A 24,710-nucleotide genomic window follows, 5' to 3' on the forward strand; every position below is an offset into this window, starting at 1 on the left:
GGCCGATATCCAGAGCAGGCTTCAACGTATCGACACATTTCAGGAAGGCAGCCATGAACAAATTCGATCTGATCATTTATACCGGTTTCGGCGCCGTGAGCATCGTGCTCGCGGCGTTGGCGATCGCGCCCGTCGCTATCCTGTGGGGCTGAGGAGAACATCATGCGACTACGATTGATGGGAGGATTGTGCGCCGTATTCCTGTGTCTGCTGATGGCGTTCGCGATGTGCTATCAGGTCCGCCTGGAAATGCTCGAACGAGACACCGGCATCCTCGAGATGCTGGCCGCCGCAATTCCGTTGCTGAGCCTGCTGCTGGCCAGCATCTTCTATCGCAGTCCGACGCGTGCGGCCAGTGCTACGCGTCCGGCAGGCCATCACCGGCCAGGATCATCTGCGCGGCGCTGAGCAGATCGCCCGACAAGCCGGCGCGCGCCTGCTCCGGCGACTTGTCCTGCAAGCCCTTGAGCAAGGCGGCGTGATGCACCAGCGCCGGCGCTTCCGACAGACGCCGCGAACCGGCGCGCAAGTCGAGATTGATGACCGGACCGACCTGCAGCCACAGGCTTTCGATCAGGCCCACCAGCGTCGGCATGCCCGATCCTTCGTAGGCGGCGAAGTGCAGTTGCTTGTTGAGGCGGATGATCAGGTCGACGCTGGGTTTCTTGCGGTGCATCTCGACGCACAAGGTGTCGTGCAGGTCGGCCACTTCCTTGAGTCCCGCCGGCGTGATGTTCTGCGCCGCATGCTCGACCGCGAGTCCTTCCAGCGCGAGGCGGATCTTGAGCAGCTCGCGGAACTTGTCCTTGGTCATCAGCGGTACCCGCACGGCGCGGTTGGGCAGGATTTCCAGCGCACCTTCGGCAGCCAACTGGCGGATCGCTTCGCGCACCGGCATCGGACTGGTGCCCAGCGCCTCCGACAAGCTCTTGAGCGTGAGCTTTTGCCCGGGCCGCACCTGGCCTGCCAGCAGCAGTTCGCGCAAATCTTCATACACGCGTTGCGACAGTGTGGCGTGCGTGATTTTGCGCATCTGCGAAAGGTCCGCAAGTATCGTATGTTCCATGGTCCCCGGCTTCTCACTTGAAACCATTTCATCCGTGCCGATGAAATGCGATTGTTGTCAAAATTGTCGCGGATTATAGCAGTCGCGATGTTCCGCCCTTCCCGCTCAATGCAGCGCCGCACTGCGATTTGCGGCATTTTTGCATCCCTGCCGGACGCACTTTTTCACGGCCGGGCACGACGCCGTGAACTCATCCGTTTGTGCTGCATAGCCGGTTGACACGTCCTAATTCTATCGAATACATTTGATCACATGTCAAATAAATGACATAAAAAAGAGGTTGTTGCAAAAATTCAAGGCAAAAACGGACCGGGCTGATGGCAGCGACGGCTTCGTTTTTTCCTCTTTGCAACCGGCGCTCAATAAGAAAACAGGCCGTTCCGGCAGTCCGCAGTCGATTGCCGGGCCCGGCTTTTCATCGAGACAACCCGGCTCGCGCCGGACCATAAGGAGGTTTGCACCATGGAGCAAGACCATAGCAAAGTTCGCAGCAAGATCCTGTCGCCTGCCCGCCGCACGATTCTGAAAGCAGGCACCGCCGTAGCGGCAACATCGGCGCTCGGCTTCCCCGCCATCGTCAAGGCGCAGTCGGACAAAATCATCATCGGCCACCTGACCCCGCGCACCGGGTTCCTCGGTCCGCTCGGCGAATACGCCGTCATGAGCATCACGCTGGCAGTGGAAGAACAGAACAAAGCCGGCGGCCTGCTCGGCCGCCAGCTCACCCTGATCTCGGAAGACTCGGTCAACCCGCCGACGGCCTCGTCCAAGGCGCAGCGCCTGCTTGAGCGCGACGGCGCCGCGGTGCTGATCGGCGAAATCTCGTCCGCCTCGGCGCTCGGCATCGCCCAGGTCGCGCAGCGCAACAAGAAGCTGTTCATGAACACCGGCTGCAACTCCGACGAGTTGCGCGGCAAGAGCTGCAACAAGCACATGTTCCACATCGAAGCCGCCAACTCGACCTATGTCAAGGCATGCGGCCGTTCGCTGCTGCGCGACAACCTGATCAAGGGCAAGAAGCTGTATGCGCTCTCGGCCGACTACGCCTTCGGCCACGATCTGCTGCGCGCCGCCAAGTCCTTCGTCTCGGCCAACGGCGGCACGATCGCCAACGACGAACTGGTGCCGACCGACGCCACCGACTTCAGCCCATACCTGCTGAAAATCCGCCAGGCCAAACCGGACCTGGTCATCTCCAACCTGGCCGGCAACCAGATCACCAACTTCATCAAGCAGTATTCGGAATTCGGCCTGCCCTTCCCGATCGCCGGTTTCGGCTTCGACACTGCCGTGGCCTGGGGCGCCGGCGCCGACAGTTTCGCCGGCACCTGGCCGACCACCTGGCATCACGATGTCAACGCGCCGTCGGCCAAGGCCTTTGTGGCCGCCTTCATGAAGAAATACGGCAAGCCGCCCGAGAACCAGGCCTGGGGCGAGTACGTCGCCTTCCGCTCGATCGTGCAAGCCATTACCGAAACCAAGTCGCTCGATACCGCCAAGCTGATCGAATACTTCGAAAAGGGGGCGCCCATCGATGCGCTGAAGGCGCGCAAGGGGACTTACCGCGCCTGGGATCACCAGTTGCTGCAAGAGATGTACACGGTCACGCCCAAACCCAAGGCGCAGATCAAGGACAAGTGGGACTTCATGCTGCTGGGCGCATCGGTGCCGGGACCGAACGAGTCGCTGGAAATTCTTGCGCCGACGATGCAAGAGAACGCCTGCACCTTTACCTGAACGTTCCCGCCGTCTCTGTCGCTCCAGCGAACGCTGGAGCCCAGCGTCGTTTCGGTCGTCATCCGTCGGTGTAACGACACTGGGTCCCAGCGTTCGCTGGGACGACGGCGAATGATCGAGCATCTCCGTTTTTTCCTGTCCTCCACTCCGGAGCAGCAATGCAAATCGTTTTCCTGTTGGAACAAATCCTCAACGGCCTGCTGGTTGGCGGGTACTACCTGCTGATCGCCCTCGGGCTGTCGCTGATTTTCAGTCTGGGCGGCGTGGTCAATCTGGCGCACGGCGCCTTCTACGCCATCGGCGCCTATCTCGCGGTGGAAATCACCAAGTACCTCGGATTCACCGGCGCGCTGATCATTTCGCCCCTGCTGGTGGCGCTGATCGGCATCCTGTTCGAGCGCTTCCTGCTGCGCAAATTCTATTCGGCCGATCCTATCCTCGGCCTGCTGCTGACCTTCGGGCTGGCGATGGTGGCGGAACAGGTCATCCGCATCTTCTGGGGCGCCTCGCCGCTGCCGGCATCGATCCCGCCTGCGTTCAAGGGCCAGGTCATCGTCGGCGACTTCATGTATTCCAAATACCGCCTGCTGATGCTGGTCGCGGTCATCGTCGCGCTGACGCTGATCTGGATGCTGCTCAACAAGACCTCGTTCGGCCGCGTGGTGCGCGCCGGCGTGCAAAAGCCCGACATGGTGGCGGTGCTCGGCATCAAGCTGCAACCGTACATGACGGCCATCGTGATGCTCGGCGTCGGTCTGGCGGCATTGGCCGGCGTGTTGTTCGCACCGATCTCGGGCGTGCATCCGGCCATGGGCGCGGAAATCATGACCGCCGCCTTCGTCGTGGTGGTGATCGGCGGTCTCGGCAGCTTCTGGGGCGTGGTGCTGGCGGCGCTGCTGGTGGGCGTGGTGCGCGGCGTCACGATCCAGTTCTATGCGCCGGCCGGCGAAGCGTCGATGTATCTGCTGATGCTGCTGGTCCTGATTTTCCGTCCGCGCGGCCTGCTCGGCGAGCGCATCGAACGTTTTGAATGAGAGCGGCCATGTTCAATAAATACCAATCCCTGTGGGTCGGCGCGCTGGCGCTGATCGTCGTTCCCTTCCTGCTGCAACTGCTGGGTCTGACCACCACCTCGTCCACCGACGTCGTCATCTACGCCATCGCCGCGATGGGCCTGAACCTGCTGGTCGGCTACACCGGCCTGACTTCGTTCGGCCACGGCGCATGGTTCGGCGTCGGCGCCTATGCCGCAGCCTTGTCGCAGAAATACTGGTTCCCCGGCCAGATCGTCGCGCCGATGCTGTTCACGATCGTCTTCATCGCTGCCGCGGCGGCGATTGTCGGCTTCCTCATCCTGCGCCGGCGCGGCGTGTATTTCTCGCTGCTGACGCTGGCCTTGTCGGCGCTGACGTTTGCGATCGCATTCCGCTGGACCGATTTCACCGGAGGCGAATCCGGGCTCGGCAATGTCGTGCGGCCTGTCGTGGCCGGCATTGATCTCGATCAGTCGATTCCCTTCCTGGTATTCGTCAGCGTGATTGCGTGGATCGTGCTGTTCGTGCTGCAACGCGTGATCCGCTCGCCGTTCGGCCACACTATCGTGGCGATCCGCGAGAACGAGCAGCGCGCCCGCTTCCAGGGTTACAGCACCATCGTCTACAAGCTGATCATGTTCATCGTGTCGGCCGGCGTCACCGGTCTGGCGGGTGCGCTGCTGGCCTTCCACCATCGCTTCGCATCGGCCGAGCCGACCTCGGTCGCGTTCTCCGGCGAGCTGCTGGCGATGGTGGTGATCGGTGGCATGCGCAGCTTCCTCGGGCCGGCGCTGGGCGCGTTGTTCTACATCCTGTTCCGCGAATGCCTGTCGATCTGGACCGAGAACTGGCTGTTGTGGTTCGGTCTCGCCTTCGTCGGTTTCATCCTGTTCTCGCCGACCGGCCTGGTCGGCATCTGGCAGCAGGTCAAGCGCCGGCTGCGTCCGCCAGCCGAGGTCGGCGCGGCGATGAGCCAGCGCCAGATCGTCGACGGCCTGCCTTTGCCTGCTTTCCTGCAACCACCACGGCAGGATGGATTGGTGCTGGAGGTCAAGGACATCGATATCCGCTTCGGCGGTATCCAGGCGGTCAAGAGCGCGCAGATCAATCTGCATGCCGGAGAGATCCACGCGCTGATCGGTCCCAACGGGGCGGGCAAGACGACCACCTTCAACCTGATTTCCGGCATGTTCATCCCCAATCACGGCACGGTAAAACTGAACGGCGAAGAAATCCAGGGCCTGACGCCGGGGCAGATCTGCCAGCGCGGCCTGGCGCGTTCGTTCCAGATCACCAACCTGTTCAAGGGTCTGACGATTTACGAAAACCTGCGATTGTCGCTGCAAGCGCGCCACGCCTCGCGCTTCAACATGTGGAAGGACATCGACAGCTATCCCGACATCCACGCCGAAACCGATGAGCTGATGCGCTTCCTCGGCCTCAAGGGCATCGACGACATCGAAGGCGGCGCACTGTCCTACGGCGGCCAGCGCCTGGTCGACCTCGGCATCGCGCTCGGTTCCAAGCCGCATGTGCTGCTGATGGATGAACCGCTGGCCGGTCTTGCCGCCGCCGAGCGCGAGCGCGTGTCGCGACTCGTGAAAATCATTGCCGACAACATCCCGGTGCTGATCGTCGAACACGACATCGATCGCGTGCTCGGCTTCTCGCACCAGGTCACGGTGATGAACCAGGGCAGCGTGCTGATGTCGGGTACGCCCGATGAGGCGCGCGCCGACCGCCGCGTGCAGGAAATCTACACCGGCAGCGGCACGCCGCCGGTCACCGGACGCGTCGCCGGCGACGCGCAGGAACGTGCGCAACTGCTGGCCTTCGACAAGGTCAACGCCTTCTACGGCAAGAGCCACATCCTCAACGACGCCACGCTGGAAGTGCGCGAAGGCGAAATCGTTGCGCTGCTCGGCCGCAACGGCGCGGGGAAGTCGACCTTGCTGAAAACGCTGACCGGCCTGCTCAGACCGGCCTCGGGATCAATCCGCTACAACGGCAGCGACATCGCCGGCCTCAGCGCGCCCGACATCGCCCGCCTCGGCATCGGCTACGTGCCGCAGGGGCGCGGCCTGTTCGCGGGAATGACTGTGGCCGAGAATCTATCGCTCGGACGTCTGGCGCGCAAGACCGACAGCTCGAACGGCATCTCCTGGAGCGAGGAAAAAATCCTGCACTACTTCCCGCGCCTGAAAGAACGCCTGCACACCCACGCCGATTTCCTTTCGGGCGGCGAGCAGCAGATGGTGGCGGTGGCGCGGGCGCTGTCCGGCAACGTCAAGCTGCTGTTGCTGGACGAACCGTTCGAAGGACTCGCGCCCGCCGTCGTGCAGGAACTGTTCACGGTCTTCGACCAGTTGCGCCGCGAAGTCTCCATCGTCATCGTCGAACACAACCTCGACCTGGTGCTGGCGCTGGCCGACCGCGTGTTTGCGCTGGAACGCGGCGCGGTGTTCCACACCGGCCCGGCCGAACCGCTGCTGACCGACCTGACTTATCGCAAACAGATTCTCTGGCTCTGATTTTTTACAAGCAACAAGGAAAACACATGAACACCAATTTGAAAGATCAGCGCGTCGTCGTCACCGCAGGCGCACAAGGCATCGGCCTGGCCATCACGGCATCGTTCGTGGAAGCCGGCGCGCAGGTTCACATCTGCGACGTCAACGACGACTTTCTCAACAACGCCCGCACGCAGTTCGCCGATGCGCCGGTCAGCTACAGCAAGACCGACGTCGCCGACGAAGCCCAGGTCGACGCCATGTTTGCCGAACTCGCGCAACGCTGGGGCGCGCTCGATGTACTGGTGAACAACGCCGGCATCGCCGGTCCCACCGCCAGGGTCGAAGAGACCGAACTGTCCGCCTGGGACCAGACCATCGCCGTCAACCTGACCGGCCCCTTCCTGTGCACGCGCCGCGCGGTGCCGCTGATCAAGAAAGCCGGCGGCGGCTCCATCGTCAACATCTCGTCCGTGGCGGGACGTCTCGGCTTCCCGCTGCGCACGCCCTACTCCGCCTCCAAATTCGGCGTCATCGGCCTGACCGAAAGCTGGGCGATGGAACTCGGTCCGTCCAACATCCGCGTCAACGCCATCCTGCCCGGCATCGTCGCCGGCGAACGCCAGGAACGCGTGATCGCGGCCAAGGCGGCATCCTACGGCATCGGCCACGAAGAGATGCGCGAGCGCCTGCTGTCCAAGGTATCGATGCGCAAGATGGTCACCGCGCAAGACATCGCCAACCAGATCATCTACATCTGTTCGCCGGCCGGATCGGCCATCAGCGGGCAAAGTTTGTCGGTCTGCGGTAATGTCGAACATCTCGGCTGACGAGCCCCATCAAGGAGACACCCCATGAACGAAAAAATCGCCGTCATCGGCGCCGGACTGATCGGCCGCGCCTGGGCCATCGTGTTCGCCCGCGCCGGCTGCAGCGTCGCCATCTACGACGCTGTCCCGGCGGCACTGAACGCCTGCCAGAAACTCCTGCACGACAACATCAGCGACCTCGCCAGACATGGTCTGATCACAGAAACGCCGGACGTCGTACTGGCGCGCATCACGCCGGTCGACAGCCTGGCCGAAGCGTTGAAGGGCGCCGCGCTGGTGCAGGAAAACGTCAAGGAAACCGTCGAAGTCAAACGCCAGATCTTCGCCGAGATGGACAGGCTGGCCGCGCCCGACACCCTCCTCACCAGTTCGACCTCGTGGATTCCGACTTCGGAATTCTCGGAGCATCTCCCCGGCCGCGGCCGCATCCTGGTTGCGCACCCGGTGAATCCGCCCTACCTGGTGCCGCTGGTCGAACTCGCGCCCGCGCCGTGGACGTCTGCCGAAACAGTGAAGCGCGCGCACGACATCTACACCCGCGCCGGCCAGTCGCCCGTGCTGCTGAAGAAGGAAATCACCGGCTTCCTGCTCAACCGCATCCAGGGCGCCGTACTCAACGAAGCGCTGAATCTCTATGAAAACGGCTATGCCTCATCGGAAGATCTGGACAAGGTGCTGAAAGACGGCCTGGGCCTGCGCTGGTCCTTCATGGGTCCGTTCGAGACGATCGACCTCAATGCCCCGGAAGGCGTGATCGATTATGCGAAACGCTATGGACACACTTACCGCGACGTGGCGAAGACGCAATTGCCGAACGAGTGGAATGCCGAAACGCTCAAGCAGATCGAAGACGAACGGCGCAAGGTGCTGCGCGCCGACCAACTCGAAGAGCGCTCGCGCTGGCGCGACAACCGCTTGATGGGCTTGGTTGCGCATAAGCGGAAGCAAGCGACGTAAGTGGAAGTGACGGCAATACCGACGACTGTAACGACGCTGGGTCCCAGCGTTCGCTGGGACGACGGAGTTAAAAATGGAAATGAAATTTGCAGCATCTCAGCCGCTTGAAATCGCGATGCCGAAGACGAGCCCCCCAGGGCAAAGCGAAGCGAGCCGGGCAAGAAGTTCCGCTTGGAGCAAGCCGGTGATGCGATGCGAAAAATGGAAAAAGAAGGAAAAACTGTCTGAGCGAAGCGAGTTTTTTTCCTTCCCATTTTTTGCTTCGCAGCGCTGGGGACCCCGTAAGGGGCTAGGTCCCGCAGCCGCCTTCTTTTGCTTACTTTTCTTGGCGGAGCAAGAAAAGTGAGCGGCTGCCGGGCCGCCCCCGGCAAAGCTTGATCGAAGAAAAAACAGAATCGGTTACATGCGAACAACTAGGCGGAACAACGAACGCCGCTGGGTCCTGACTTTCGTCAGGACGGCGGCGGCAACAGACAAGCAGCAACGGACAAGCACCACAAACCAACAATCACCAGGAGAACCCCATGAGTAAATCCAAAAAAGTCATCATCACCTGCGCCGTCACCGGCGCCATCCACACCCCCTCGATGTCGCCGTACCTGCCGGTGACGCCGGACGAAATCCGCGACGCCGCGCTGGGAGCCGCGGAAGCCGGCGCCGCCATCGTCCACCTGCACGCCCGCGACCCGCACAACGGCAAACCGACGCAAGACCCCGACGAATTCCGCAAATTCCTGCCCCAGATCAAGGCCAAATCCAACGTCGTCATCAACCTCACCACCGGCGGCGCGCCGACCATGGGCGTGGAAGAACGCCTGCAACCGGCGCTGCAACTGAAGCCCGAAGTCGCCTCGCTCAACATGGGCTCGATGAACTTCGGCCTGTATGAAATGCTGAACCGTTTCAAGGATTTCAAATACGACTGGGAAAAGCCCTACCTCGCCGAATCCGACGACCGCATCTTCCGCAACACCTTCAAGGACATCGCCTACATCCTCGAATCGTGCAGCGCCAACCAGACCCGTTTTGAAATCGAGTGCTACGACATCGGCCACCTCTACACCGCCGCCCACTTCATCGACCGCGGCCTGATCAAGCCGCCGTTCCTGATCCAGTCGGTGTTCGGCCTGCGCGGCGGCATCGGCAACGACGTCGAAGACGTCATGCACATGAAGCGCACCGCCGACCGCCTGTTCGGCGACGACTACTTCTGGTCAGTGCTGGGCGCCGGACGCGGCCAGATTCCTATCGCCACCATGTCGGCGGCAATCGGCGGCCACACACGCGTCGGCCTGGAAGATTCACTGTGGGACGGCCCGGGCAAACTGGCCGAAAGCAATGCCGCGCAAGTCCGGCGCATCCGCACCGTGATCGAAGCCCTGTCGCTGGAAGTGGCGACGCCTGACGACGCGCGTCAGATGCTCAAGCTCAAGGGCGGCAATAACGTCGCGTTCTGATTGCCCTCGTCCATTTAAAAAATAAAATTTTCATATAGAACTCATTTCATAAATAAGCGTGAGATGCGTTCTAGTCTCCGACGGCACTGCACACATCGTGAGTGCCGTTTTTTTTACTTTCCGTCCCTCCCTGCGCGTCTCTTCAATCCGGGCTCCTTTCCTCAAATCAGTTACAATCCCCCTCATTCCATCCGCACCAGACACCATGCGCCAATACCTTGATTTCATGCGCCATGTCCACGACCATGGCACCGAAAAGACCGACCGAACCGGCACCGGCACCCGCTCCGTCTTCGGCTACCAGATGCGCTTCAACCTGCAGGACGGCTTTCCGCTGCTGACCACCAAGAAGCTGCACATCAAGTCCATCGTGCATGAACTGATCTGGTTCCTGGCCGGGTCGACCAACATTGCTTATCTGAAAGACAACGGCGTCAAGATCTGGGACGAATGGGCCGATCCGGAAGGCAACCTGGGACCGATCTACGGCTACCAATGGCGCTCCTGGCCGGCGCCCAATGGCCAGCACATCGACCAGATTGCGCAAGTCGTCAGCCAGATCAAGAACAACCCCGACTCGCGCCGCCTCATCGTGTCGGCCTGGAACGTCGCCGACATTCCGCAAATGAAGCTGCCGCCTTGCCATGCCTTCTTCCAGTTCTATGTGGCCGACGGCAAGCTGTCCTGCCAGTTGTACCAGCGCAGCGCCGACATCTTCCTCGGCGTGCCGTTCAACATTGCCTCCTACGCATTGCTGACGCACATGGTGGCGCAACAGACCGGCCTCGATGTCGGCGACTTCGTCTGGACCGGCGGCGATTGCCACCTGTACTCCAACCACATGGAACAGGTGCAGGAACAACTCTCGCGCACACCGGGCCCGTTGCCGAAGCTGGTCATCAAGCGCAAACCCGAAACCATCTTCGATTACCAATTCGAAGATTTCGATATTGTCGACTACGAAGCGCAAGCCCACATCAAGGCGCCCGTCGCAGTGTAATCATCGGCAAGCCTCAGTCACAATATGGATGAATGAGGCTTGCATCTTCTTGCCTTCTCCCGCTCCGCAGCCTCGCGCGTATGTCGTTCCGGTTGCAGTGATGTTAATTTTTACCAACATCACCTTCAATAAATTCAACCAGATTATTGTCATTACCTGACATTTCCTGCCTCTTCAGGGGCAGGCATGGCCTTTCCCGCTGAACTGGAATAAGCTCACGAAACCGCGCCGGCAGGCCCGGCAAGTCATCTCAAATTTCAAATTGACAGGGAACAAATATGAACCTCTCTAAAAAATTGGCAGCAGAAGCTCTCGGCACTTTTTGGCTGGTATTGGGCGGCACGGGAAGCGCCGTGCTTGCCGCAGGTTTTCCCGAGTTGGGCATCGGATTTGCGGGCGTGGCACTGGCCTTCGGTCTGACGGTCCTGACCGGCGCCTTCGCGCTTGGCCATATTTCCGGCGGACACTTCAATCCGGCCGTGACCATCGGCCTGGCAACGGCACGCCGCTTCCCCGTGAAGGAAATCATTCCCTACGTCGTCGCCCAGCTCCTCGGCGCAGTCATCGCCAGCGCCGTCCTCGCCTGCATTGCCAGCGGCAAGCCGGGCTTCGACCTGGTTGCCGGAGGCTTCGCCGCAAACGGTTACGGCGACCACTCTCCCGGTCACTATGCGTTGAGCGCGGCGCTGGTCTGCGAAACCGTCCTGACGTTTGTTTTCCTGATCGTGATCCTGGGCGCCACCGACAAACGCGCACCGGCAGGCTTCGCCCCCATCGCCATCGGTCTTGCACTCACCCTGATCCATCTGATTTCAATCCCGGTCACCAACACCTCGGTGAATCCGGCTCGTTCGACCGCGCCGGCGCTGTTCGTGGGCGGCTGGGCCTTGCAGCAACTGTGGTTGTTCTGGGTCGCGCCGATTGTCGGCGCGATTGTCGCCGGTGTTGTGTACCCGCTGATTACCGACGAGAAATAAGCATTCGGGGAGAAGCCGCTTCCATCGGGGCTTCTCTCCTTCCCCGACATCCCCCCTTCTGTTTTTCTGCCCGTTTCCCATCGTTTCCTGCGTGGCGGTGACACGACACATCATCTTTGCAAGCCCGCTCGGTCGAAATAATGCTTAGCTAAGTCGTATTTGTTATTTCCCTTTAGCCGCCATCCCTTCTATATTGCCTTTAACTGGAACTCGCTCCATCAACAGACGTGAGACGCGTTCTAATGACCAAGGAGTCGGCAATGCATAGCTCTGCAAAACGAATTGCGCAACTGACCTCGCTCATCGCCCTGCTGGTTTTGGCGTTGCCGTTCTCGTCGCAATGGGAGGCGCTGTTCGCCGCAACCGTGGTGGCGGTCGTCGGGTTCGGGGTGTTGTATCCGCTGGCGCTGTCGCGCAATGAGCGCAACGAGCAGTTTCAACGCGGCATGCAGGACGTGGAAGTCGGTCCTGCGACGATCTTCATCCTGCTCTGAATCCGGATAGCGAGATGGTCCGGCCGGCGGCTACGAAGCGCCGTTGACCTTTTGCGGCGTGCCGCCGGAGTCGGCGGCCGGATTGCCGTAGCGCACGTCATCCTGCCAGCCGCCGCCCAGCGCCTTGTACAGCGACACCGTGGCCTGCAACCGTTGCAGCTTGATCTGCCCCAACTGATTTTGCGCTTCCGACAGGATGCGCTGCGTATCCAGCACCACCATCAGATCTTCCGCGCCGCTACGGTAGCGGATTTCCGACAATTCGAACGCAAAACGCGCCTGGTCGACTTCCTGGTTCTTCAGGCGATAGCGTTCTTCCAGACTGCGAATCGCGCCGAGCGATTTTTCCACCTCCGACAAGGCGCTCACCACCGCCGAACGATAGACCTGCACCAGTTCCTGTTTCTGTGCAATCGCCAGGTCGCGCTGGCTGCTCAGGCGGCCGGCGTCGAAGATCGGCGCCGTCAGCGACGCCCCCAGATTGGCCAGCAGATTGGGACCGTCGAACAGCGACAGCAAGGCATTGCTCTGCGCGCCCGTTGAGCCGGTCAGACGAATGCTCGGGAACAAGGCGGCGCGCGCCACCGCGACATTGGCATTGGCTTCCGCCAGGCGCGCTTCGGCGCGGCGGATGTCGGGACGGCGCGTCAGCAGTTCGGACGGCAGGCCAGCGGCAATCTTGGGCATCTGGATGGCCGCGAGTCCTTTTTCATGGACGCTGAAATTTTGCGGCGGGCGGCCCAGCAGGATCGCTAGGGCGGTCTGCGCATCTCGTTCCTGCTGCATCAGGTCGGGCAATGCCGCCTGCTGGTTGGCCAGCGCCGAACGCTGGCGCGCCAGATCGAGCGGCGAGGCGGCGCCCGCACGGCTTTGCGCCTCGACCAGCTTCAGCACGCGCTGGGCATTGCCGACGTTCTGTTTCGCGATTTCCAGGCGGTCGCGCAGCGACAGCACTTGCAGGAAGGTCGAGACGATGCCGCTGGTGACGGTCAGCGCCACGGTTTCGCGGTCGTACAGGTTGGCGCGCAGCGACGCTTCCGCCGCTGCCAGGCCGGCCCTGTTCTTGCCCCAGAAGTCGATTTCGTAGTTGATTTCCAGCATGCCGCTGGCGGTCGTGGTCGGCACGCCTCCGCTCAGCGGCAACGCACGGTTGGCGCTGCTGGCAATGTCCACGTCCGGCAGTAGCGGCGCGCCGGCGATGCGGGCATTGGCTTCGGCCTGATGCACACGCGAGACGGCGGCGGCGATTTCAAAATTGTTTTTCTGGCCTTCGCCGACCAGCGTGCTCAGTTCCGGGCTGCCGAATTGCTTCCACCAATCGGCATCGAGTTGTCCGGCACTGTCGGCGCCCGCTGCCGCAGGCTGCGATGCGGCGGGATCGCTCCATTGCCGGGGAACGTCGACCTTCTGTACCGGTTCGACCTCGACCTGCGTGGCGCAGCCGGCCAGCAACAGGGCCAGGACAGCCGTTGCAGCCGGTTTCGTCGATAAGTGGTCGAAACGGAAGATCATGAAAATACCTGTCGCAATGGCATGCCGGTCACTGCCCGGATTTGTCGCGTGCCGACGGCGCCGTCGCCGGCAACAAGACCTGTTCGTCTTCCTTCAGGCCGGACAGCACCTGCGCCTTGTCGGCGTCGCGGATGCCGATTTTAACCTCGCGCGTTTCCAGCTTACCGTCGGGTCGCAGTACCTTGAGCTTTTGCAAGCCTTTGCTGTCCGGCTTGACGACCAGCGACGCGGGAATGGTGACGGCATGTTCGACCCTGGCCAACACAAAGAAGACGTCGGCGGTCATGCCGGCCATCAGTTCGCGGCTCGGGTTCGGCACATCGAACAGCACAGTATAGAACGCCTTCTTGCCCTGCCTGCCGGAATCATCCGCCGGCAGCAGCATGATCTGGCGCAGCTTGCCGGCCCAGCGCTTGCCTGGATAGCCCGGGGTGGTGAAATACGCGGTCATGCCCTTGTGCAGGCGCGTGACGTCTTCTTCGGCCACGCGCGCCTGCACGCTCATCCGGCTGAGGTCGGCGATGCGCATCAGCACGTCCTGGTTGGCCGACAGGGTCTGCCCCACGCGCGCCGACAAGGCCACCACGGTGCCGCTGATCGGCGCCACCACCTTGGTCTGTTTCTGGATGGCGTCGTCTTCTTTCATGGTCGCATCGAGCTGCTGGATCTGCGCGTTGATGGCGTCGACCTTGGCGGCGGCCGAATACATGCCCATGCGGCTGGATTCGTAGGTTTCTTCGCGGGTGGCGTTCTCCGCCTTCAACTGGGTCTGGCGCTGGAATTGCAACTGGGCGAAGTCGAGCTGCGCGTTCTGCCCGGCCAGTTCCGCCTTCAGTCGCGCCATCTGGGCGCGGTTGCTTTCGAGGCGGCCGGCCTGCACGGCAGGGGAAATGGCGACCAGCAATTTGCCTTCCTTGACCAGTTCGCCGATGGCGACATAGACATCCGATATCTGCCCCGATACCTTGGTGCCGACGTCGACGTAACTTTGCATGGCGACGTTGCCGGTGGCGTTGACGACTTGTTCGATGTCGCCGCGCCCTGCCGCCACGGTCTCCAGTTTGACCGGCACCGGCTCGGGATGGCGCTGGCGATAGCCGTACCAGCCGGCCGCGCCGGCGGCAACCACCAGCAGCAAGGCCAGCGCCGTCCAGCCGCGCCGGTTCAGCTTGCGGCGGGAGTCCTGGGAGGGAGTTGCACTATCCTGCGCCATGTCGTCCCTTTTCATCGTGTGGCCATCCATGACGAATGCCGCGTCGGCTGACTCCAGACCGCCAGATGCAGCGCCGACAACAGGCGCGGATCGTCGAGCAAGGCATGCTTCTGCTTTTCGGTGAGAACGTGCGGACCGCGGCGCAAGGCTTGCAACACCAGCGAATCGCCGATGGCGCGGCCGGTGTCCGGCATGCGCGGATGACCGTGGGCGGCGGCGCAGACCAGCGCATTCACGGCCGGATCGACCACCGCGTCGATGAACCCGGGCAACGGCGCGGTCGCATGAAGATGCGCCACCGTGTCGCGCAGCTCGCGCGGCGCGTCCACTTCTTCCGGAATCGAAAACAGCTTGGCGCGGCGGAACAGGCGACCGAACGACACCCGGCTCGACAGCACCGACAACGGCACCGACAAGGCCAGCGAACCGGCGATCGGCATCAGCCACCAGATGAAGGACGGGTTAAGCCAGTACACCACCGCGCCCCAGACCACGCCCAGCACCGAATGGAAGCCGTGGCGGCGCAAGGCCTCGCCCCAGCCGGTCTCGTTGTCGGCGCGCGGCGGCGACTTCCAGCTCAGCGCCCAGCCAAGGAAAGCGCCCAGCACGAAGCGCGTGTGGAACAGCATGCGCACCGGCGCCAGCATCATCGAGAACAGCAGTTCGATGAACATGCTGAGCGTGACGCGCAAGGAGCCGCCGTACCCCTTGGCGCCCTTGACCACGATCAGCAGCACGCTAAGGATTTTGGGCAGGAACAGGATCGAGGCGGTGGCCGAGACCAGCGCCAGCGCTTTCTCCGGATGCCATTCGGGCCAGATCGGAAACAATTGGCGCGGCTCGACGAAATATTGCGGATCGATCAGCGTATGCGTCGCCAGCAGCACGGTCGACATCGCCAGGAACAGGGCCCACAACGGCGCAGAGAGATACGCCATGACGCCGGTGACGAACACGGCGCGATGCACGATGTGCATGCCGCGCGCCAGGAACAGGCGGAAGTTCATCAGGTTACCTTGGCACCAGCGGCGGTCGCGGCTCAGTTCGTCGAGCAGGTTGGGCGGCATTTCTTCGTAGCTGCCGTCGAGGTCGTAGGCGATCCACACCGACCAGCCGGCGCGCCGCATCAGCGAGGCTTCGACGAAATCATGCGACAGGATCGGACCGGCCAGGTTGCCCTCCCCGGGCAGCGGCGCCAGCGCGCAATGCTTCATGAACGGCGCCAGCCGGATGATGGCGTTGTGGCCCCAATAATGCGATTCGCCCAGTTGCCAGTAGTGCAAGCCGGCGGTGAACAAGGGGCCGTATACGCGTGTCGAGAATTGCTGGATGCGCGCGTACAGCGTGTCGCGCCCGGCCGCGCGCGGCGCGGTCTGGATGATGCCGGCGCCGGGATGCGCTTCCATCAGGCGCACCAGCGTCGACAGGCATTGCCCGCTCATGACGCTGTCGGCATCGAGCACCAGCATGTAACGGTAGTCGGCGCCCCAGCGGCGGCAAAAGTCGTCGATGTTGCCGCTCTTGCGCTTGACGCGACGGCGGCGATGGCGGTAGAAGATGCGGCCGAAGCCGCCGACTTCCTTGCACAGCGTCGCCCAGGCCTGGGTTTCGGCGGCGCAAATATCGGTCTGGCCGCTGTCGCTCAGGACGAAGAAGTCGAAGCGGTCGAGGTCGCCATGGCGCGCGACCGACTCGTAGGTCGCGCGCAATCCGGCAAACACGCGCGCCACGTCTTCGTTGCAGATCGGCATGACGATGGCGGTGCGCGCGTCCGGCGCAATCCATCGGGGACCGGCCGCTTCATGCGAAATCAGGTAGGGATCGTCGCCGCGCATCAGTACCAGGAAGCCGGTCATCGCGGTCCAGAAACCGGCCGAGACCCAGCAGAACAGCAAGGCGAACAGGCCGAGAACAACCATCTCCAACGGTTTCTCGCCGTGATAGGGCAGGACATAGCTCATGAAATAGGTCGCCAGCGCGGTCTGCATCACCATCAGGATCAGCAGCACCACGCGGCGCACGTTGCCGCTATGCTGCCAGTAGCCGCGCGGATCGGGGGCGTCGGGACCATCCAGCGTGTCTTCGACGAAGACCGGCTCCTTGATCGGCAGCCCCTTGCGGCGCGCGGCGCGCTGCTCAAACTTGCGGTTGGCTTCCTCGACCCAGCGCGACAGCGGGTTGAGCGTACCCCAGGGACGCGGCACCATGGACTTGCGATTGATAGGCGGCGCCACCTTGATGTTGTCGCCGGGGCCGGGCACCGGACGCTCTCCGGGAGCGATGCGGACGGCAGGCGCCATGGCCTGCACGGCGGCGCGCGGATACAGCAATTCCAGACGCGCCGCGATGGAGTCCTGCGCCGGGTTGTCGTGGAGATTGTGTTGCGCCCCTGCCAGCGTGCCATGCAGATCGCGCATGGCGTCGCCGGAATCCAGCTCGCCCACGCGCTCAACCAGATCCTGGCGCTGCTCCGGCGTCAGCGGCAGGCGATCGAGATAACGCTCGAGCTGTTGCGATATTTCCGAGGCTTGCCTCAGTTGGGGGGTAATATGTAGCTCCACGTTTCAGACAGGGTTGCGCCGGCGCCGCTCTGGGCGGCATTCCTGAGGAATCCGCGCAGCTCGACCGGCTTGTTTTCTTCATTGCGGCGCAATTTCAATTCCATGCGCCAGCCTCCGGTGACGTCATTGCGGCGTGTGACCACGCTCACAACCTTGCCGTTCCCGTCACTTTCCACTGTCCCCTCCACCCTCGCATTGGCCGGCAGTTTCTTCAGTGCCGTGCCGTCGAAGTCGATCGCCATGCCTATCGTGTCGTCGGTCTTGGCGCGGTAGCCGTGACCGACGCGCGTCTGCGCCACCCAGGCCAGCGGCGGCCTCTTTTCAGTATCCTTCTGCCAGTACATGCGGTACTCGACGTTGAAGGGCTGGCCCGGCTTGGGCATCGCGTTCGGCATCCAGTAAGCCACGACGTTGTCGTTGGTTTCATCGGGCGTCGGAATCTGCACCAGCTCGACGCGGCCTGCGCCCCATTTTCCCCTGGGTTCGATCCAGGCGCTGGGGCGCGCTTCATAATGGTAATCCAGGTCTTCATAATTGGAGAACTGGCGGTCGCGCTGCATCAGGCCGAAACCGAGCGGATTATCCAGGCTGAACGCGGTCACCAGCAAGCGTTTCGGATTGACCAGCGGACGCCAGATCCATTCGCCGGTGCCCGACTGGATCGACAGGCCGTCGGAGTCATGCACCTCCGGGCGGAAATCGTCGACCGGGCCGTTCTGGTTTTCGCCGAAGAAGAACATGCTGGTCAGCGGCGCGATGCCAAGCTTGGTGACGTTGGCGCGCAGGTAAAGCTGCGCCTTGACGTCGATCACCGTATCCACGCCCGGACGCAGCACGAAGCGATAAGCTCCGGTCGCGCGCGGCGAATCCAGCAGCGCGTACACCGTCAGTTCCTTGTCGCCCGGATTCGGACGATTCAGCCAGAATTCGGTGAAACGAGGAAACTCCTCGCCCGAATACAACGCCGTGTCGATCGCCAGCCCGCGCGCCGACATGCCGTAGCCCTGGCCCTTGCCCATGGCGCGGAAATAGCTCGCGCCGAGGAAGGTCAGGACATCGTCCTTTTCCTTGGCCGAATTGAGCGGATAGCGGATGCGGAATCCGGCAAAACCGATATTGCGCACGCGGCGCGGATCGAGGTGCGTGCGGCTGTAGTCGAACAAGGCCGAACTGAAGGCAATCTCGCGCACGCCGCCTCCGACGATTTCATTGATGCGCACCGGTTCCACATAAGCACCGCCCAGATGCACGAAGGACAACTCGAACGGCAGTTTCTGTGGACGCCAATAGGCGCGGTCCTGCTTGAAATGCAACTGGCTGGCCTGTTCGTTGCTGAGATCCTTGATCTCCTTGGGCAACTTGTCCGGCGGCTTGCGATACGATTTGCCGGCCAGCGCCTTGGCGCGCGCCGCGACATCGTTGAAATCGAACGCCGCCGCATTGTTTCCGTAGAACACCAGCAATGCGGTCAGCGCAGCCGGGAAAATAACCTGTCCCACGAAACGGGACGATGTGGCAAAAGCTTTCAAAGCGCCTCGCCGATACAAAGATAAGAACATTGAATTTCCGTCTGACATGCAGTTTTTCTTATCCGATAACGCCCTTCCGACGTTTCGAAAGATGACGTAGTTTACCTAATGTTGCCCGACTTGGCCGAAGAGTTCGGCCCGGTAAACCGCATATTGTCCTCTGAAATCGCCCGAAACCTAATACTGACGCGGCATCATGCGATTTTCGCGCATTGCCGGAAGGAACCATGCCCGGCGGAGAGCCGGCCGGATTCCTTCGACGCTCCCGGAGACAACTCTAGTAAGGGCAATTCCGGCCCATAAAGTTCCTTCACGGCCGGACACTCCTGTAAGATAGCGCCCTCATCGGCGGCGCATGTGCGCCGGGTTCCGGCAATCCTACACAAGTATCGGCATGTTACCTACATCTTCCGCCTCCGGCGCGCTGTGCGTCATTGTCGCCACCGACAGCAAGAACGGCATCGGCATCAACAACACCCTGCCCTGGCATCTGCCGGAAGACCTGGCCCACTTCAAGCGCACCACCTCCGGCCACCCCATCATCATGGGCCGCAAGACCTTCGATTCAATCGGGCGGCCCCTGCCGAATCGCCGTAATATCGTGATCACCCGCAACCGCGACTGGTCTCATGCCGGCGTCGAAACAGTATCATCCTTGCAAGATGCTGCAAGCCTGGTCGCCGGCACCGACGCCTTCATCATCGGCGGCGCCCAGATCTATGCGGAATCGCTGCCCCTGGCGACCCGCCTGATCGTCACCGAAATCGGCAAAAGCTTCGACTGCGACGCTTTTTTCCCGGTCATCGATCCCCAACTGTGGCAAGAGGTAGCGCGCGAAAACCACCGCGCCGAACCCCAGGGATTTGACTACGCCTTTGTGACATACGAAAGACGCTGAAAGGCTGGCGCTTCTTTTTGTTGTTTTTCCTGAATTTTTGATAAAAACGGCTTCAGTTTTCGCCCCATCATTTCTCGATATCTGCGAAAATTCGGCTTCTTTTCAGAGACCGGCCTGCCAACAAAGCCGTCCGAGCGCGTAAGCTTTTCGCCCAGGCGCAGTCGCAGTATTAACTGAAACTGAACGCGCGTCCTTCATCCATACGACGCGTTCTACCTGGAGAACCTATGAAATTCCGTTTCCCCATCGTCATCATCGACGAAGACTTCCGCTCCGAAAACACTTCCGGCCTGGGCATCCGCGCCCTGGCCGACGCCATCCAGGAAGAAGGCATGGAAGTGCTCGGCGTCACCAGCTACGGGGACCTGTCGCAGTTCGCCCAGCAACAATCGCGCGCCTCCGCCTTCATCCTGTCGATCGACGATGAGGAATTCGGCGCCGGTTCCTTCGAAGAAACCGCCTTCGCGCTCAAATCGCTGCGCGCCTTCGTCGGCGAAATCCGCCACAAGAACGCCGACATCCCGATTTACCTGTACGGCGAAACCCGCACCTCGCGCGACATCCCCAACGACATCCTGCGCGAACTGCACGGCTTCATCCACATGTTCGAAGACACGCCCGAATTCGTGGCGCGCCATATCATCCGCGAAGCCAAGTCCTACCTCGACGGCCTGGCGCCGCCGTTCTTCCGCGCGCTGGTGCATTACGCGCAGGACGGCTCGTATTCGTGGCACTGTCCCGGCCACTCGGGCGGCGTGGCCTTCCTGAAGTCGCCGATCGGCCAGATGTTCCATCAATTCTTCGGCGAAAACATGTTGCGTGCCGACGTCTGCAACGCCGTCGAAGAACTCGGCCAACTGCTCGACCACACCGGCCCGGTCGCGAATTCCGAACGCAATGCCGCGCGCATCTTCAACGCCGACCATTGCTACTTCGTCACCAACGGCACCTCGACGTCGAACAAGATGGTGTGGCACTCGACCGTGGCGCCCGGCGACATCGTCGTGGTCGACCGCAACTGCCACAAATCGATCCTGCACTCCATCATCATGACCGGCGCTATTCCCGTGTTCCTGATGCCCACGCGCAACCACCTCGGCATCATCGGACCGATCCCGCTGGAAGAGTTCACGATGGAAAGCATCCGTCGCAAGATCGAAGCCAACCCCTTCGCGCGCGAAGCCGTCAACAAAAAGCCGCGCATCCTGACCATCACGCAATCGACTTACGACGGCGTGGTGTACAACGTCGAAACGCTGAAGGAAATGCTCGATGGCGAGATCGACACGCTGCATTTCGACGAAGCCTGGCTGCCGCACGCGACCTTCCATGAGTTCTACAAGGACATGCACGCCATCGGCAAGGACCGCCCGCGCGCCAAGAAGTCCATGATCTTCTCGACCCAGTCGACCCATAAGCTGCTGGCCGGTTTGTCCCAAGCCTCGCAGATCCTGGTGCGCGAATCGGAAACCGTGCAGCTCGACCAGGACGCCTTCAACGAAGCCTTCCTGATGCATACCTCGACCTCGCCGCAGTACTCGATCATCGCCTCGTGCGACGTCGCCGCCGCCATGATGGAAGCACCGGGCGGCACCGCGCTGGTGGAAGAAAGCATCCTCGAAGCGCTGGATTTCCGCCGCGCCATGAAAAAGATCGACCAGGAATTCGGCCAGGACTGGTGGTTCCAGGTGTGGGGGCCGAACAGCTTCTCCACCGAAGGCATCGGCGAACGCGAAGACTGGGTCATCAAGGCCGAAGACGACTGGCACGGCTTCGGCAACCTGGCGCCGGGCTTCAACATGCTCGACCCGATCAAGGCCACCATCGTCACCCCCGGCCTGTCGTTGGACGGCAAGTTCGGCGAGACCGGCATCCCCGCCTCGATCGTCACCAAATACCTGGCGGAACACGGCGTCATCGTCGAGAAATGCGGCCTGTATTCCTTCTTCATCATGTTCACCATCGGCATCACCAAGGGCCGCTGGAACACGCTGGTGACGGCCTTGCAGCAGTTCAAGGACGACTACGACAAGAACCAGCCGATCTGGCGCATCCTGCCCGAGTTCGCCGCCGCCAACCAGGGCCGCAACGCGCGCTACGAGCGCCTCGGCCTGCGCGACCTGTGCCAGCAGATCCACGAGACCTACCGCGCCTACGACGTCGCGCGCCTGACGACAGAGATGTACCTGTCCGACATGCAACCGGCGATGAAACCGTCCGACGCGTTCTCCAAGATGGCCCATCGCGAAATCGACCGCGTGCCGCTGGACGAACTCGAAGGCCGCGTCACCTCGATCCTGCTGACGCCGTATCCGCCGGGCATCCCGCTGCTGATCCCGGGCGAGCGCTTCAACAAGACCATCGTCGACTACCTGAAATTCGCGCGCGATTTCAACGAGAAATTCCCAGGCTTCGAGACCGACGTGCATGGTCTGGTCAAGCGTGAAGTGGATGGTCGACGCGATTACTTTGTGGATTGCGTGAAGCAGTAAGCCTGAGCGCGATGAGCAATATCAGGACGTGAAAAAACCGGCGCCGATGACAAGCGCCGGTTTTTTTTCGGGATTTTTTCTGCCGAGACCATCATCAGCCTATTACAACCGAAAATATCCCGACTTCCCGAATCCTCACAACAGCCGGACCAACGCAACCGAATTCAACGCAGCAACAACATCCCCGCCGCCGCCCCGCCGAACAGCAGCCACAGCGGATGGATTTTGGTCTTCAGCGAAATGGCTGCGGTCGCGACGGTAATCGCCGCCAGGATGCCATTGCTGATCGAAGCATGCGCAATGAGCGCGGCGCTGGCGGCGACCAGTCCGGCCGTCACCGGCAACAGGCCGGATTGCACATGGCGGCGCCAGGGTTTGTCCTTGAAGCGCTCCCACACATGCAGCATGAGGACGGTCACCACCGAAGACGGGCCGAACTTGGCCAGCGTGCTGACCAGCATCCCGTAAAAACCGGCCACATGCCAGCCGACCAGCGTCACGATCATCAGGTTCGGTCCGGGCGCCGCCTGGCCTAGCGCGAACAGGGCGCTGAAGTCCTCCGCCGTCATCCAGTGATGCACGTCCACCACCTGGCGCTGCATCTCCGGCAGGATGGTGTTGCCGCCGCCGAAAGCCAATAGCGACAACTCCGAAAAAATCATCGCCAATGCAATCAGGGTCTGGCTCATTTGGCACCTCCCTTTCCGGCGGCTTTTTTCTCCGCCAGTTTGGCGGTGATCACCACGCTGACCGGCGTCATGACCAGCATGGTCCACAACAGCGGAATGCGCAGCCAGGCGATGGCGACAAAGCAGACCGCCGCCAGGCCGGCCAGCACAAGATTCTTGCGCAGCGGCAGCGCGATCTTGATCGCCATCTGCACCAGCAGGCCGGCCGCCGCCGCGGCAAGTCCGGCGAACAGATGTTTGATGTTGGGATCGTTCCGGTAATGCTCGTAAAGAATACCAAGCATGATCACCACCATCGACGGCACCGCGATCAGGCCGAGGATCGCGGACAGCGCGCCCTTGACGCCGCGAAAACGCATGCCCAGCGCCACCGACAGATTGATGATGTTGCCGCCCGGCAGGAACTGGCACAAACCCAGCAACTCGACGAACTCGGCTTCGCTCAGCCAGCGACGACGCTCGACCACCATGCGATGCGCCAAAGGCAGCGCGCCGCCGAACGCCGTCATGCCGAGACCGAGAAACCCCAGGAACAACTCCCTGGACGTCGGTACAACGCGGACATGGCCGCCCTCCTGCATCGCGGATGCCGAGGATGCGACGGGTTGATCGGACGGCGCCGGGCCGGAAGACTGTTGTGGATTGTTTTGATTGTGCACGCTGTTTCTCCTTCTTGGTGCGGCCCTTGCGGCCACGAACAGCAGGCTACTCTTGCGACGTTATTTTGTCTAATATATGGCAGGCACACTAATCATATATAAATCATATGTCATCCATCGACCTGCGCCTGTTGCGCTATTTCATCGCCGTGGCCGAAGAAGGCCACCTGACCAAGGCCGCGCAACGCATCGGCATCCAGCAACCGCCGCTGAGCCAGCAGATCCGCGCGCTGGAAAACGAACTGGGCGTGACGCTGTTCAATCGCCTGCCGCGCGGCATGGAACTGACCGAAAGCGGCCATGCCTTGCTGGCCGACGCGCGCATAATCCTGTCGCAGGTCGATTCCAGCGTGGCCGGAGTACGGCGCATCGCGCGCGGCGAGCTCGGCCGCATCGCGGTGGGATTCACCGAATCGGCGTCGCTGCATCCTTTCGTGCCGACCGTGATCCGCGCCTTCCGCGACATCGCCCCCGACGTGACCTTGACCGTGGAAGAAAGCAGCACCACGGATCTGGTCGCCCTGATGAGCCAGAACCGCATCGACGTCGCCTTCATTCGCTCGCCGGTGGGCGATGTCAGCGACATCACCATCGAAACCATGATGGTGGAAGAAATGATCGTCGCCCTCCCCGCCGCCCACCCGCTGGTGCGCAACAAGCGCCGCAAGAGCGTGCCGCTGACGGCGCTGGCGGACGAAGTCTTCGTCCTCAACCGGCGCCCGAGCGGCCCCGGCCTGTACGACACGATCATCGCCGCCTGCCGCGCCGCCGGTTTCAGCCCGCGCGTGGAACAGGAAGCGCGCAAGAACCTCTCCACACTGAGCCTGGTGGCCGCAGGTCTCGGCATCTCGATCATCCCCGCATCGATGCGCCACGTCGAACTGGAATCGGTGACCTACCTCAACATCGACGACGCCCCCGGCCTGAGCGCACCGCTGCATCTGGCCTATCGCGACAGCGGCCAGTCGGGCGCGGTGAAACGCTTCATCGCCGAAGCCAGGAAATGTGCGAAAGCCGTCAAGAAGCATTCAGCACGCGCCAACGAAAACAGCCGCATGTCCTGAGAACATGCGGCTGTTTCCGATGACGGAACGG

21 protein-coding genes are annotated in these 24,710 nt (G+C 62.0%); 14 read left to right on the top strand and 7 right to left on the bottom strand.

Annotation, left to right across the window (positions count from 1 at the left end):
* The first annotated feature begins 162 nt into the window (after positions 1-162).
* On the top strand, positions 163-408 hold the full coding sequence (locus RV1423_RS01690) for a hypothetical protein (protein ID WP_155834998.1): 246 nt from the start codon (positions 163-165) through the stop codon (positions 406-408).
* On the opposite strand, the gene RV1423_RS01695 is transcribed toward RV1423_RS01690, so the two are convergent.
* Positions 359-1,066, bottom strand: coding sequence for a GntR family transcriptional regulator (locus RV1423_RS01695; RefSeq protein WP_051516412.1), 708 nt, complete (start codon positions 1,064-1,066; stop codon positions 359-361). The two genes, RV1423_RS01690 and RV1423_RS01695, sit on opposite strands and share 50 nt — an antisense overlap.
* Positions 1,067-1,528: 462 nt before the next feature.
* On the opposite strand from RV1423_RS01695, the gene RV1423_RS01700 reads away from it, so the two are divergent.
* The 10 genes from RV1423_RS01700 to RV1423_RS01745 all read left to right on the top strand — a co-directional run bounded on the left by RV1423_RS01700 (position 1,529) and on the right by RV1423_RS01745 (position 12,062).
* Complete coding sequence (locus tag RV1423_RS01700) at positions 1,529-2,803, top strand: ABC transporter substrate-binding protein (protein ID WP_034292395.1); 1,275 nt, start codon at positions 1,529-1,531, stop codon at positions 2,801-2,803.
* A gap of 158 nt (positions 2,804-2,961) precedes the next feature.
* Positions 2,962-3,837 (top strand): branched-chain amino acid ABC transporter permease, encoded by an 876-nt coding sequence (locus RV1423_RS01705; RefSeq protein WP_034292396.1) that lies wholly within the window; start codon positions 2,962-2,964, stop codon positions 3,835-3,837.
* Between the two features lie 8 nt (positions 3,838-3,845).
* Complete coding sequence (locus RV1423_RS01710) at positions 3,846-6,368, top strand: branched-chain amino acid ABC transporter ATP-binding protein/permease (protein WP_034292398.1); 2,523 nt, start codon at positions 3,846-3,848, stop codon at positions 6,366-6,368.
* A 26-nt stretch (positions 6,369-6,394) separates the two neighbouring features.
* Positions 6,395-7,177, top strand: coding sequence for an SDR family oxidoreductase (locus RV1423_RS01715; RefSeq protein WP_034292400.1), 783 nt, complete (start codon positions 6,395-6,397; stop codon positions 7,175-7,177).
* A 24-nt stretch (positions 7,178-7,201) separates the two neighbouring features.
* Positions 7,202-8,134, top strand: coding sequence for a 3-hydroxyacyl-CoA dehydrogenase (locus RV1423_RS01720; RefSeq protein WP_034292401.1), 933 nt, complete (start codon positions 7,202-7,204; stop codon positions 8,132-8,134).
* 73 nt (positions 8,135-8,207) lie between these two features.
* Complete coding sequence (locus RV1423_RS01725) at positions 8,208-8,480, top strand: hypothetical protein (protein WP_034292402.1); 273 nt, start codon at positions 8,208-8,210, stop codon at positions 8,478-8,480.
* A 178-nt stretch (positions 8,481-8,658) separates the two neighbouring features.
* On the top strand, positions 8,659-9,591 hold the full coding sequence (locus RV1423_RS01730) for a 3-keto-5-aminohexanoate cleavage protein (RefSeq protein ID WP_034292403.1): 933 nt from the start codon (positions 8,659-8,661) through the stop codon (positions 9,589-9,591).
* 205 nt (positions 9,592-9,796) lie between these two features.
* Complete coding sequence (locus RV1423_RS01735) at positions 9,797-10,591, top strand: thymidylate synthase (RefSeq protein WP_034292404.1); 795 nt, start codon at positions 9,797-9,799, stop codon at positions 10,589-10,591.
* 278 nt (positions 10,592-10,869) lie between these two features.
* Positions 10,870-11,568 carry an aquaporin Z gene (gene aqpZ, locus RV1423_RS01740; RefSeq protein WP_034292406.1) on the top strand — a complete coding sequence of 233 codons (699 nt, stop codon included), beginning with the start codon at positions 10,870-10,872 and terminating at the stop codon, positions 11,566-11,568.
* 260 nt (positions 11,569-11,828) lie between these two features.
* Positions 11,829-12,062, top strand: a complete 234-nt coding sequence (locus RV1423_RS01745) for a hypothetical protein (protein WP_155834999.1) — start codon at positions 11,829-11,831, stop codon at positions 12,060-12,062.
* A gap of 30 nt (positions 12,063-12,092) precedes the next feature.
* On the opposite strand, the gene RV1423_RS01750 is transcribed toward RV1423_RS01745, so the two are convergent.
* The 4 genes from RV1423_RS01750 to RV1423_RS01765 are packed head-to-tail and all read right to left on the bottom strand — an operon-like array spanning position 12,093 to position 18,907.
* Positions 12,093-13,574 (bottom strand): efflux transporter outer membrane subunit, encoded by a 1,482-nt coding sequence (locus RV1423_RS01750; protein ID WP_034292410.1) that lies wholly within the window; start codon positions 13,572-13,574, stop codon positions 12,093-12,095.
* 28 nt (positions 13,575-13,602) lie between these two features.
* Positions 13,603-14,802, bottom strand: coding sequence for an efflux RND transporter periplasmic adaptor subunit (locus RV1423_RS01755; RefSeq protein WP_051516418.1), 1,200 nt, complete (start codon positions 14,800-14,802; stop codon positions 13,603-13,605).
* Positions 14,799-17,348: a glucans biosynthesis glucosyltransferase MdoH gene (gene mdoH, locus RV1423_RS01760; protein ID WP_034292414.1), complete on the bottom strand. Its 2,550-nt coding sequence runs from the start codon at positions 17,346-17,348 to the stop codon at positions 14,799-14,801. Before mdoH ends, RV1423_RS01755 begins: the two co-directional genes overlap by 4 nt.
* On the bottom strand, positions 17,321-18,907 hold the full coding sequence (locus RV1423_RS01765; RefSeq protein ID WP_231502010.1) for a glucan biosynthesis protein G: 1,587 nt from the start codon (positions 18,905-18,907) through the stop codon (positions 17,321-17,323). The genes mdoH and RV1423_RS01765 overlap by 28 nt, the downstream gene beginning before the upstream one ends.
* A gap of 364 nt (positions 18,908-19,271) precedes the next feature.
* Here RV1423_RS01765 and RV1423_RS01770 point away from each other — a divergent pair, with 364 nt between their 5' ends.
* Positions 19,272-19,775, top strand: a complete 504-nt coding sequence (locus RV1423_RS01770; RefSeq protein WP_034292416.1) for a dihydrofolate reductase — start codon at positions 19,272-19,274, stop codon at positions 19,773-19,775.
* A 227-nt stretch (positions 19,776-20,002) separates the two neighbouring features.
* Entirely contained in the window at positions 20,003-22,267 is a 2,265-nt protein-coding gene (locus RV1423_RS01775) for an arginine/lysine/ornithine decarboxylase (RefSeq protein WP_034292417.1), read from the top strand.
* Positions 22,268-22,431: 164 nt separating this feature from the next.
* Here RV1423_RS01775 and RV1423_RS01780 read toward each other — a convergent pair whose 3' ends face one another.
* Together RV1423_RS01780 and RV1423_RS01785 are read right to left on the bottom strand one after the other, a co-directional pair.
* On the bottom strand, positions 22,432-22,956 hold the full coding sequence (locus tag RV1423_RS01780; protein ID WP_034292418.1) for a chromate transporter: 525 nt from the start codon (positions 22,954-22,956) through the stop codon (positions 22,432-22,434).
* Complete coding sequence (locus RV1423_RS01785) at positions 22,953-23,537, bottom strand: chromate transporter (protein ID WP_034292547.1); 585 nt, start codon at positions 23,535-23,537, stop codon at positions 22,953-22,955. Before RV1423_RS01785 ends, RV1423_RS01780 begins: the two co-directional genes overlap by 4 nt.
* Positions 23,538-23,722: 185 nt before the next feature.
* Between RV1423_RS01785 and RV1423_RS01790 the strand changes: the two genes are divergently transcribed.
* Complete coding sequence (locus RV1423_RS01790) at positions 23,723-24,679, top strand: LysR family transcriptional regulator (protein ID WP_051516413.1); 957 nt, start codon at positions 23,723-23,725, stop codon at positions 24,677-24,679.
* Positions 24,680-24,710 lie beyond the last annotated feature (31 nt).

Source organism: Herbaspirillum sp. RV1423 (assembly GCF_000577615.1).
GTDB lineage: Bacteria > Pseudomonadota > Gammaproteobacteria > Burkholderiales > Burkholderiaceae_D > Herbaspirillum.

Bases quoted from the DNA above. Each gene is read 5' to 3' on its own strand.
- RV1423_RS01690 (WP_155834998.1), top strand. From the start codon at position 163: ATGCGACTACGATTGATGGGAGGATTGTGCGCCGTATTCCTGTGTCTG.
- RV1423_RS01695 (WP_051516412.1), bottom strand. From the start codon at position 1,066: ATGGAACATACGATACTTGCGGACCTTTCGCAGATGCGCAAAATCACG.
- RV1423_RS01700 (WP_034292395.1), top strand. From the start codon at position 1,529: ATGGAGCAAGACCATAGCAAAGTTCGCAGCAAGATCCTGTCGCCTGCC.
- RV1423_RS01705 (WP_034292396.1), top strand. From the start codon at position 2,962: ATGCAAATCGTTTTCCTGTTGGAACAAATCCTCAACGGCCTGCTGGTT.
- RV1423_RS01710 (WP_034292398.1), top strand. From the start codon at position 3,846: ATGTTCAATAAATACCAATCCCTGTGGGTCGGCGCGCTGGCGCTGATC.
- RV1423_RS01715 (WP_034292400.1), top strand. From the start codon at position 6,395: ATGAACACCAATTTGAAAGATCAGCGCGTCGTCGTCACCGCAGGCGCA.
- RV1423_RS01720 (WP_034292401.1), top strand. From the start codon at position 7,202: ATGAACGAAAAAATCGCCGTCATCGGCGCCGGACTGATCGGCCGCGCC.
- RV1423_RS01725 (WP_034292402.1), top strand. From the start codon at position 8,208: ATGGAAATGAAATTTGCAGCATCTCAGCCGCTTGAAATCGCGATGCCG.
- RV1423_RS01730 (WP_034292403.1), top strand. From the start codon at position 8,659: ATGAGTAAATCCAAAAAAGTCATCATCACCTGCGCCGTCACCGGCGCC.
- RV1423_RS01735 (WP_034292404.1), top strand. From the start codon at position 9,797: ATGCGCCAATACCTTGATTTCATGCGCCATGTCCACGACCATGGCACC.
- aqpZ (WP_034292406.1), top strand. From the start codon at position 10,870: ATGAACCTCTCTAAAAAATTGGCAGCAGAAGCTCTCGGCACTTTTTGG.
- RV1423_RS01745 (WP_155834999.1), top strand. From the start codon at position 11,829: ATGCATAGCTCTGCAAAACGAATTGCGCAACTGACCTCGCTCATCGCC.
- RV1423_RS01750 (WP_034292410.1), bottom strand. From the start codon at position 13,574: ATGATCTTCCGTTTCGACCACTTATCGACGAAACCGGCTGCAACGGCT.
- RV1423_RS01755 (WP_051516418.1), bottom strand. From the start codon at position 14,802: ATGAAAAGGGACGACATGGCGCAGGATAGTGCAACTCCCTCCCAGGAC.
- RV1423_RS01765 (WP_231502010.1), bottom strand. From the start codon at position 18,907: ATGTTCTTATCTTTGTATCGGCGAGGCGCTTTGAAAGCTTTTGCCACA.
- RV1423_RS01770 (WP_034292416.1), top strand. From the start codon at position 19,272: ATGTTACCTACATCTTCCGCCTCCGGCGCGCTGTGCGTCATTGTCGCC.
- RV1423_RS01775 (WP_034292417.1), top strand. From the start codon at position 20,003: ATGAAATTCCGTTTCCCCATCGTCATCATCGACGAAGACTTCCGCTCC.
- RV1423_RS01780 (WP_034292418.1), bottom strand. From the start codon at position 22,956: ATGAGCCAGACCCTGATTGCATTGGCGATGATTTTTTCGGAGTTGTCG.
- RV1423_RS01785 (WP_034292547.1), bottom strand. From the start codon at position 23,537: ATGCAGGAGGGCGGCCATGTCCGCGTTGTACCGACGTCCAGGGAGTTG.
- RV1423_RS01790 (WP_051516413.1), top strand. From the start codon at position 23,723: ATGTCATCCATCGACCTGCGCCTGTTGCGCTATTTCATCGCCGTGGCC.